The organism is Amycolatopsis dongchuanensis, from assembly GCF_039542405.1.
Lineage (GTDB): Bacteria > Actinomycetota > Actinomycetes > Mycobacteriales > Pseudonocardiaceae > Amycolatopsis_E > Amycolatopsis_E sacchari.
In genome coordinates this window covers 40,105-49,702 of the sequence record NZ_BAABIB010000010.1, presented here as the reverse complement: position 1 = coordinate 49,702, position 9,598 = coordinate 40,105, and the positions used below count along the sequence as shown (strand labels likewise).

General features: G+C 72.5%; 8 protein-coding genes and 1 pseudogene. 4 read left to right on the top strand and 5 right to left on the bottom strand.

Annotated features, from left to right (window positions below):
* Nucleotides 1–209 (top strand): annotated as a pseudogene (locus ABFX51_RS02080) (histidine kinase); the annotation flags it as partial.
* Between the two features lie 4 nt (nt 210–213).
* On the opposite strand, the gene ABFX51_RS02075 reads toward ABFX51_RS02080, so the two are convergent.
* Nucleotides 214–927: a sigma 54 modulation/S30EA ribosomal C-terminal domain-containing protein gene (locus tag ABFX51_RS02075; RefSeq protein ID WP_346051689.1), complete on the bottom strand. Its 714-nt coding sequence runs from the start codon at nt 925–927 to the stop codon at nt 214–216.
* Between the two features lie 67 nt (nt 928–994).
* Nucleotides 995–1,786 carry a polyphosphate kinase 2 gene (gene ppk2 / locus ABFX51_RS02070; RefSeq protein ID WP_091504193.1) on the bottom strand — a complete coding sequence of 264 codons (792 nt, stop codon included), beginning with the start codon at nt 1,784–1,786 and terminating at the stop codon, nt 995–997.
* 383 nt (nt 1,787–2,169) lie between these two features.
* Between ppk2 and ABFX51_RS02065 the strand changes: the two genes are divergently transcribed.
* Nucleotides 2,170–3,477, top strand: coding sequence for a bifunctional aminoglycoside phosphotransferase/ATP-binding protein (locus ABFX51_RS02065; protein WP_346051687.1), 1,308 nt, complete (start codon nt 2,170–2,172; stop codon nt 3,475–3,477).
* Nucleotides 3,478–3,523: 46 nt separating this feature from the next.
* Here ABFX51_RS02065 and ABFX51_RS02060 read toward each other — a convergent pair whose 3' ends face one another.
* The gene (locus tag ABFX51_RS02060) at nt 3,524–4,180 is read right to left on the bottom strand and encodes a CBS domain-containing protein (protein ID WP_346051685.1); all 657 of its coding nucleotides are present in this window, start codon (nt 4,178–4,180) and stop codon (nt 3,524–3,526) included.
* Nucleotides 4,181–4,326: 146 nt separating this feature from the next.
* Here ABFX51_RS02060 and ftsH point away from each other — a divergent pair, with 146 nt between their 5' ends.
* Both ftsH and ABFX51_RS02050 read left to right on the top strand, forming a co-directional pair.
* Nucleotides 4,327–6,216: an ATP-dependent zinc metalloprotease FtsH gene (gene ftsH, locus ABFX51_RS02055; protein WP_346051683.1), complete on the top strand. Its 1,890-nt coding sequence runs from the start codon at nt 4,327–4,329 to the stop codon at nt 6,214–6,216.
* Between the two features lie 422 nt (nt 6,217–6,638).
* Nucleotides 6,639–6,920, top strand: coding sequence for a hypothetical protein (locus tag ABFX51_RS02050; RefSeq protein WP_091504196.1), 282 nt, complete (start codon nt 6,639–6,641; stop codon nt 6,918–6,920).
* A gap of 4 nt (nt 6,921–6,924) precedes the next feature.
* Here the strand turns inward: ABFX51_RS02050 and ABFX51_RS02045 are convergent, their stop codons facing one another.
* Together ABFX51_RS02045 and ABFX51_RS02040 are read right to left on the bottom strand one after the other, a co-directional pair.
* Complete coding sequence (locus tag ABFX51_RS02045) at nt 6,925–9,174, bottom strand: heavy metal translocating P-type ATPase (protein ID WP_346051681.1); 2,250 nt, start codon at nt 9,172–9,174, stop codon at nt 6,925–6,927.
* Nucleotides 9,171–9,572, bottom strand: coding sequence for a hypothetical protein (locus ABFX51_RS02040; protein ID WP_091504198.1), 402 nt, complete (start codon nt 9,570–9,572; stop codon nt 9,171–9,173). Before ABFX51_RS02040 ends, ABFX51_RS02045 begins: the two co-directional genes overlap by 4 nt.
* Nucleotides 9,573–9,598 lie beyond the last annotated feature (26 nt).

The window sequence follows — 9,598 nt, the reverse complement described above, 5'->3', positions numbered from 1 at the left end:
CACGGGCGAACACGGTGACCATCACCATCTCCGTCGGCGACGACCTCGTCATCGACGTAACCGACGACGGCAAGGGCATGCCCCTGACGGTCTCCCGCAGCGGGCTGCACAACCTCGCGACCCGGGCAGAGGAAGCGAGCGGTGCCTTCCGCGTCCAGACAGCCGAGGCCGGCGGCACCAAACTGGTCTGGAGCGCGCCCGTCTCGTGAAGCGTCAGCCGGCGGTGACAAGACCGAGGTCGCCGTCGTGCCGCCGGTGCAGCAGGGCGCCACGGCCCGTGCCGGCCTCGGCGAAGAACAGGAACGGGCGGTCGTCGAGCTCGAAGCGCTCGCGGGCCTCGTCGAGGGTCAGGCGCGGGGCGGGATGGGGGCTTACCGTGGCCGGGCCGCCCTGCACGGCCGGATCGAGCCCTGCGAGCCGAAGGCCGCCGGGAACCCGGTAGAGCACGCAGTCCTGCCCGGTGCCCGCGTCGGTGAACAGGTGGAACTCGTAGCCCAGCGCCTGCAGTTCCTCCGCGGCGACGGCCACGGCGACCGGGGCCAGGCTGAACGTGCGGTGCCGCACGATCTCCCGGTCCCGGACCGCGACCGGCCGGGCCGGGCGGTGGCGGTCCGCCGCCGCGCGGTGCCGCCCCGCCCGGTCCAGCGCCCGCCGCACGCAGTCCTGCAGGTGATCCACGGCCGTGGCGACGGTCTCGCCGTCCACGTCAACGTGCAGGATCCGCCCGTTGAGATCGATGGTGGCGGAGATCCGGACGGCCGCGGCCGGGTCGTTGTGCCGGGTGATCGTCGCCCGGGCCGCCAGTACCGGCCGGGGTGCTCGCGCCAGGGCGTCGTGCAGGCGGCGGCGCAGGTGCTCGCCCGCGCCGGGCAACTGCCCTCGCACACTGATTTCGATGCTGCCGAGGGGAATTCCGTTGTCGTTCACGCCACCGACCCTGCTCCGCGTGGTCGTGAGCGCGGAGGGCACAAAGACCTCGGGGACCGGACGTCGGTCACAACGTGGCGGCGTGGTCGGGCACGTAGTTGCCCGGGTTCTTCTCCGGGCGCCGGTAGCCCGTGGCCGGCGGACGTTGCGGCAGCCGGATCGCCGGCGGGGGCACCTCGTGGTACGGCACGCTGCCCAGCAGGTGCGCGATCATGTTGACCCGCGCGCGGCGCTTGTCGTCACTGTCCACGATGGACCAAGGCGCCTCGGGTATGTCGGTGTAGAGGATCATCTCGTCCTTGGCGCGGGAGTAGTCGTCCCAGTGCTCGATGGACTCCAGGTCCACCGCGGACAGCTTCCAGCGGCGGACCGGGTCGCTCAGGCGGGCGCGGATCCGGTGCTCCTGCTCGGTTTCGCTGACCGAGAACCAGTACTTGCGCAGCAGGATGCCGTCCTCCACCAGCAGCCGCTCGAAGATGGGGCACTGGTGCAGGAACCGTCTGTGCTCCTCGTTCGAGCAGAAGCCCATCACCCACTCGACCCCAGCGCGGTTGTACCAGCTGCGGTCCATCAACACGATCTCCCCCGCCGCGGGCAGCTGTTCGACGTAGCGCTGGAAGTACCACTGCCCGCGCTCCCGGTCGTCGGGGCGTGGCAGTGCGACGATCCGCGCGACACGCGGGTTCAGGTACTCGGTGATGCGCTTGATCGTGCTGCCCTTGCCCGCCGCGTCGCGCCCTTCGAAGATCACCACGAGCCGCCGCCGCTCGGCGCGCACCCACTCCTGCAGCTTGACCAGCTCGGCCTGCAGCCGCGCCAGCTCGCGCTCGTAGACCTTGCGCGGCAGCCTGTCCCCCATCACACGCCGCCCGGGGACAGCACGCCGGCGACGGTTTCATGCCCGGCTTCGACGGGCCGTCCGTCCCCCCGCTCCGGCACCGTGTGCCGGTAGGTCTGCTCTGTCACACCCCCAGGCTCCGCCCGGGCCGGAACCGGGGCTAGGGACTGCCGACCCCGGCGACCATGACGTAGTGCCCTTCCCCGGTCGCCGAGTCCGGCGGAACGCTCGGGCCATGACCGCCAGTGCCCTGACCTCCCGGCCCGCCCGCACCACCGGCGACTGGGCCGCGGTGCGCGAGACGCACATCGGCTCGGTGTTCCTCGTCGGCGACCGCGCCTACAAGCTCAAGAAGCCCGTGGACCTCGTTCCTCGACTTCACCCGCCGCGAGACCCGGGAACGGGTGTGCCACAAGGAGGTCGCCCTCAACCGCCGGCTCGCCCCGGACGCCTACCTCGGCGTCGCGGACGTCACCGGGCCGGACGGTCAGGTGTGCGACCACCTCGTCGTGATGCGGCGGATGCCCGACGACCGCAGGCTGGCCACGCTGGTGCGCGAAGGCGCACCCCTGGCGGGCACGGTCCGCGACCTCGCCCGCGTTCTGGCACGGTTCCACGACCGGGCGCAGCGTGGTCCGGAGGTCTCCGCGCAGGGCACCCGGGACGCCATCCGCGCCCGGTGGCGCGCCAGTTTCGCCCAGGTCCGGCCTTTCCACGGACCGGTGCTGGATGCGGACATCGCGGCCGAAATCGAGCAGCGGACCGAGGAGTTCCTCGCGGGGCGAGAGGCGTTGTTCGAGCACCGGGTGAACACCGGACGTGTCGTCGACGGGCACGGGGACCTGCTCGCGGACGACATCTTCTGCCTGGACGAAGGCCCCCAGATCCTCGACTGCCTGGAGTTCGACGACCACCTGCGCTGGGTGGACGCGCTCGACGACGTCGCGTTCCTCGCCATGGACCTCGAGCGGCTGGGCGCACGCGAGCTCGGGCGGTCGCTGCTGGACCACTACGCCGAGTTCTCCGGCGACCCGGCACCATCCGCGTTGCGCCACCACTTCCTGGCCTACCGGGCGTTCGTCCGGGTGAAGGTCGCGTGCCTGCGCCACCAGCAGGGCGACGACGCGTCGGCACAGCTGGCGCGCGACTACGCGGACATCGCGCTGCGGCACCTGCGCCAGGGCGTGGTGCGGCTGATCCTCGTCGGCGGGCTCCCGGCGTCCGGGAAGTCCACCCTGGCCGGTGCGCTCGCCGACCACCTCGGCGCGACGGTGCTGCGCAGCGACCGTGTGCGCAAGGAGCTGGCCGGCCTGCCCGCCGAGCAGAGCGCCGCCGCCGAGTACGAGCGGGGCATCTACTCGCCGGAGCACACGAAACGGACCTACGACGAACTCGTCCGGCGCGCCGAACGCCTGCTGGCGATGGGTGAGACGGTCGTCCTGGACGCGTCGTGGAACTCCGCCGAGCGCCGTGCCGAAGCCGCGGCACTGGGCACCCGGACCCACAGCCGCCTGACGCCGTTGCGCTGCTGGGCGCCGGAGGCGACGACGTCCACGCGGCTCGCCTCACGGAAGGGCGGGATCTCCGACGCCACGCCCCGGATCGCGCGGCACATGGCGACCCACGTGCACCCGTGGCCCGACGCGCACGTCGTCTTCACCGCCGGCACGGAACGGGATTCCCTCACCCAGGCGCTGGCCTACCTGGACTGACCGCGGAAGGTGCCGCCGGGGCTTCCCGGCGGCACCTTCCGCGGTTTCAGCGCCCGTCGTCCCACACGTACCCGAGCCGGTTGCACACCTCGACCACCCCGGGCACCGACGCGGTCAGCGACCCGGCTGCCGCGGCCGAACTGCGGTATTCCAGCCGGCCCAGCAACATGACCTCGCCGTGGTGCACCGTCACGCTGTAACAGCCCGGCGCGGCCACCAGTGCCTTGCCGAACACCTCGGTCTCGACGTCGGCCTTGATCTGCTCGTCCGGGCGGAGGAAGACCCCGAGCAGGTCGCGCCGGGCCACCACGCCGACGAGCTTTCCGTTCTCCAGCACGAACAACCGCCGCAACCCACCGCCGCCCAGCCTGCGGGCGACCGCGGGCAGGGGTTCGCCGACGTCCACCGTCTGCGCCGGTGCGGTCATCAGCTCACGCGCCCGCACAGCACCGGCCTTGTGCCACGCTGCCTTGGTGCGGGACCGGGCGAAGCGGGACGGCGGCTCCTGGTCCCCGGCGTACTCCTCCTTGGGCAGCAGGTCGGCCTCGGACACCACGCCCAGCAGGGTGCCGTCGTCGCCCACGACGGGGACGGCACTGATCTCGCGTTGCGCCAGCAACACCGCGACATCCTTGAATTCGGCCTCGGGTGAGACCACGTACGGGTCCCTCGTCATCACCGCTTCGACGGTCAACGTTCGCATGGGCTCCTCCTCGTTCCTCGGTCACCGAAGCTAGGCGCGGCGCCACAAGCGGAAGGAGAGACTTCAGGCATCGCGGTGGAGGACTTTCGCCGCTCCTGCCGCCGTGCCGGCGTGCGGTCTCCTGGAAGCCGACGAAAGGAAGGCCCATGTCGCGAACCGCCCAGTCCGGGCCGCCGCCGGATCCCGTGCCGAAACCGGAGCCGCCCAAGCCCCCGGTGTGGCGGACGTGGCTGGTCTCGCTCGGTCTGCTGGCCGTGATGTTCCTGCTGTTCCTGCCCAGCATCCTGACCAGTTCGGCGGGTACCACGCCCTCGCTGTCCTACACCGAGCTGGTGACCAAAGTGGACTCCGGGCAGGTCAAGGCGGTCGAGATCGACGATCACGGTTCGGTCGGCGGCACCTACTCCGACGACTCGAAGTTCACCAGTCAGCTCCCCACCGCGCTCGGCGACACGCAGCTGGAGCAGAAGCTGCAGGCGCACGGAGTCCAGGTCACGGGCAAGGTCTCCTCGTCGGGCTCCGCCTGGCTGGCCGTCCTCATCGGACTCGTACCGGTGGTGCTGCTCATCGCGTTCATCGCCTGGGCCGGGCGCAACGCGCAACGCTCACTGGCCGGGGGCCTTGGCGGGTTCGGCCGGTCCAAGGCGAAGATCATCGAAGCGGAGCGGCCCACGACCCGGTTCGCCGACGTCGCCGGATACGAAGGTGTGAAGCAGGAAGTCAGCGAGGTCGTCGACTTCCTGCGCAACCCCGAGCGCTACGCCGCCGCCGGCGCGAAGGGCCCCCGCGGGGTGATCATGGTCGGGCCGCCGGGCACCGGCAAGACACTGCTCGCCCGCGCGGTGGCGGGCGAGGCCAGCGTGCCGTTCCTGTCGGTCACCGGCTCGGCCTTCGTGGAGATGTTCGTCGGCGTCGGCGCGTCCCGCGTGCGGGACCTGTTCACCGAGGCCCGCGACCGCGCGCCGTCGATCATCTTCATCGACGAGATCGACGCGGTCGGCAGCCGCCGCGGGATCGGCGGTGTGGGCGGGCACGACGAACGCGAACAGACCCTCAACCAGCTGCTGGCCGAGATGGACGGTTTCGACCAGAGCAGCGGCATCGTGGTACTGGCGGCCACGAACCGTCCCGAGACACTGGACGCGGCGCTGCTGCGGCCGGGGCGGTTCGACCGGCAGGTCACCGTGCCCCTGCCGAACCAGGCCGAGCGCGCCGCGATCCTCGCGGTGCACGTGGCGGACAAGCACCTCGCCCCCGACGTGGACCTGCAGCTGATCGCCCGTGGCACACCCGGTTTCTCCGGGGCGGACCTGGCGAACCTCGTCAACGAGGGCGCGATCAACGCCGTCCGGGACAACCGCACCCTCATCACCCGCGACGACCTCGGCGCCGCCCGCGACCGGGTCCTGCTCGGGCGCCGCGAGACCTCCAACGCCCTGCTGCCCGAGGAACGCCACTCCGTCGCCGTGCACGAATCGGGGCACGCGCTCGTCGCGGCGTTGTGCGAGCACGCCGATCCGGTCGAGAAGGTGACGATCCTGCCCGCCGGCATGGCGCTCGGCGCGACCGAGCAGCTGCCCGAAGCCGAACGGCACCTCTACAACGAGGCCTACCTGAAGGACCTGCTCGCGGTGCGGCTCGGTGGCCGCGCGGCCGAGCTGGTCGCGTTCGGCCAGGGCTCCACCGGTGCCGCGAACGACCTGTCGGGCGCGACCGACCTCGCCACGAAGATGGTGACCGAGTTCGGCCTGTCCCCCGCGCTGGGGCCGATCGGCTACCCGGCGACCGAGGCGGCCTACCTGCCCGGTGCGCCGGGAGCGGCAGGGCACCGGTACTCGGAGGAAACACAGCGCATCATCGACGAGGAGGTCGCGCGCCTGCTGCGGGAGGCGGAGAAGCGAGCGGTCGCGCTGCTCACCGCGCACCGCCCGGCGCTCGACAACCTCGCCGCCGAGCTGATGACCCACGAAACCGTGGACGGCGGGGCGGTCCTCGAGGCCTTGGCGCGGGAAGGCGCACTGGCACCGACGAGGTGAAGCCGGACACGTGGTCCTTTCTGTCGGTGGGTGGGGCTAGCGTCGGGCTGTCACTGCCGATCAACCTGGAGCAGACATGTTCGAACGCGACGCGGACTACCCGAAGGCTGTCGCCAGCTACGACGACGAAGGGGTGGACGCCGCGATCGACTGGTGCTGCGAGCACCTGCGGGACGGCGACGCGCTCACCGTGTGGACCTACCTCAAGTCCAACCTGCGGAACTGCACGCCGCTGCAGCAGTTCGTCGCCCGGTACTCCGACGTCGTGCACGTGACCGGCAGGGGCGGCGGGTCCGTCCGGGGCACTGGTCCGGTGCTGATGGCGTGGCCGGACATGGACGACATCGGGCAGCTGACGCAGCACAGCGGCCATCGCATCCGCGCGCTCTGCGTCCTGGCTCAGGATCACGAAGCGATCAGAGATGAAGAGCCTCACCAAGACGATCAACCACAGCAACACCATTTCCGCGGGTTTCGAGAAGGACATGGTCGTCGGCACCCTGCTCGCACTGCACGACGCCGGCGTTCCGATGGACGGCGAGGCGATGCAGGGCCGGGCGCTCGCCAACGGCTGGTCGGGCAAGAACCCGCAACGGCTCGCGCAGTACGTGCGCGACATCAACGCCGGGAAGCGCCCACGTTCTCGCCGCGTGTTGCGTACGGACTACGTCGAGTCGCTCCGGGAACGTGCCGGGAAGCGGTGACCCCTCACTCCCGCGCGAGCGTGAAGTACGCCTCTTCCTCCTGGGCGAAGTGCAGGGTCAGCACGGCATCCAGGCCGTACAGGGTGGCCCGCAGATCGTCGACCTGATCCGGCTGGATCGGCCCCGCCGCCAGGTGCCTGCCGAGCCTGCGCACCAGCCGCTCGATTTCGGCGTGGGAGCGGCTCATCGTGACGGTGCCCTCCGGGCCGCCGAGTACCGGGGTCAGTGCCGGGTACAGCTCCGACTCCTCCGCGCGCTCGTGCGGCAGCAGCTCCGCCACCAGCATCCGGTGCGCCTCCCGCACCGCCGCGTCCGCCGCCGGGCCCGCGCCTTCGGCCAGCGCGTCGGCGGCCTGGCGGACCGCGGCGCGGACCGGCACAAGTCCTGCGTGCTCACCGGAGAACCGGTGCAGCAGCTCGTCCGGGCCGGTGCGCGGACGGCGGCGGTGCAGGGCCCGCAGTGCGTTGAGGATGACCGCCACGTCGATGGCCTCCTGCACGACCGCGCCGGCGACCGGCACGAGCCAGCCGAAGGCCGCGGCCGCCATGGCCAGCAGCGACAGCACGGTGCCGGCTCCCGCGCTCTGCACGGCCAGCCGTCGCGTGCGGCGGGCGATCTCGATGACGTCCGCGAGCCGGTCGATGCGGTCGTCGAGGATCACCGCGTCGGCGGCCTGCGCGGCCGCGGTCGATCCTCGCGACCCCAGTGCGATGCCGACGTCCGCTGCCGCGAGCGCGGGTGCGTCGTTGACACCGTCGCCCACCATGACCGTGACGTCGCGCTCGTGTTCGGCCCGGACCCGTTCGATCTTCTGCGCGGGCGTGGCGTCGGCCTGGACCTCGTCGACCCCGATGAGCCCGGCCACCTCCCCCGCGTTGTCCACCCGGTCGCCGGTCAGCAGCACGACGTGCGCGAGCCCGGCCGCGCGCAGCCGCCGCAGCGTCCGGGCGGCGTCGCGGCGAACCTGGTCCCGCACCAGCAACGCCGCCGCTGGCACCCCGTCTCGTGTGACCCACACCAGCGACGCCAGATCGAGACTTCCCCGCCGCATCGCGTTGCGCGCCCACGGCGGCAGGTCGGCGGCGGAACCCAGCTTTCCCACGTGGACGAGGTGCCCGCCGACCGTCCCGTGCGCGCCGCGCCCGGGTTCCTCGGTCACCGATTCCGCTTGCGCCGCGACGACGTTGGCCCGCCGGGCCGCCCGTGTGACCGCAGTGGCCAGTACGTGCGGGGAGTACCGCTCGACCCCGGCGGCTTCGGCCAGCACCTGTCCCGCGGTGACCCCCGGCGCGCACACGACCGCGACGACCTCCGGCCGTCCCTCGGTGACCGTGCCGGTCTTGTCCATCGCCAACCGCCGCGCCTGCCCCAGCAGCTCCAGCGCCGCGCCGTCCTTGAGCACCACACCGGCCCGCGAGGCCAGCGACATCCCGCTGGTGACCGCAACCGGCACGGCCAGCAGCAGCGGGCACGGCGTGGCCGTCACGAGGACGGCCACGGCACGCCCGGGGTCCCCGGTGAGGGCCCACGCGGCCGCGGCGATCAGCACCGACAGCGGCAGGAACCACATCGCGATCCGGTCGGCCAGGCGCGCGACCGGTGCCGTTCCGGCGGCGGCCTGCTCGGCGAGCCGGACCACGCCCGCGTAGGTACTGGCCTCCGCCGTGGCGGTGACGCGCAGGTCCACGGCCGCTCCGGCGTTCACCACGCCGCTGCGCACCGGGTCCCCGCTGCGCCGCGCGACGGCGGCCGCCTCCCCGGTGAGCGCCGACTCGTCGAAGGCGCTGTCACCGAGCAGCGTCGCGTCGACCGGCACGACCTCGCCGGGCAGCACCACCACGCGGTCGCCGACGGCTATCCGCCCCACCGGCACGGTTTCCAGCTCATGGCCGCGACGGCGGTGCGCCTGGCTCGGCGCCCGCTCCAGCAGCGCCGACAGGTCACGCCCCGCCCGCCGCTGCGCTGCGGACTCCAGCAGGCGGCCGGTGGCCACCATGGCCGCGATGATCGCGCCCGCCAGGAACTCGCCGACCGCGAGCGTGCCCGCCAGCGCCAGCACCGCCAGCAGGTCGGCGCCCCACCGGTGCGCCCGCAGATCGGCGGCCACCCACCACACAGCCGGAACGAGGGCGAGCGCGTCAGCCACCGCCCACAGCACGTCCGCGGGCACCGGGCCGGCCAGGCGCGCGAAGCCGCCCGCCGCCAGCAACGAGGCCACCGCGATGAGCAGCCGGGCTTCCCACGAGAGTTTCACCTGCGGACTCCCCGGAGTCCCTGCAGCCCGGTGTGCAGGACCGCGACCCCGGCGAACGCGAACACCGGCTGCAGCCAGCTGTAGGTACGCACGAACCCCACCTCGACGGCGATCCACGCGATCAACAGTGCGCCCGCGACCACCGCCGCGGCACTGGTCCGGGCGTCACCGCGGAGACCGAGGGTGGTGACGACGGTCATCGGCACGCCGACGACCACCGCCAGCGCCACCCCGGCGAAGACCGGGCTCTCGAAGGGCAACCGCGCCTCGACCCCGGGCCCGAGCACTCCGGTCGCCACCGCGACCGCGCCGGCGTAGGCGAGGATCGCGATCAGGCCGGTGAACGAGGCGAGCCAGGCGTGCCGCCGGGTGTCGCTGTGCCAGTCGAGTCTGCTCATGCCCCCACTGTCGAAGCGCCCGCGAG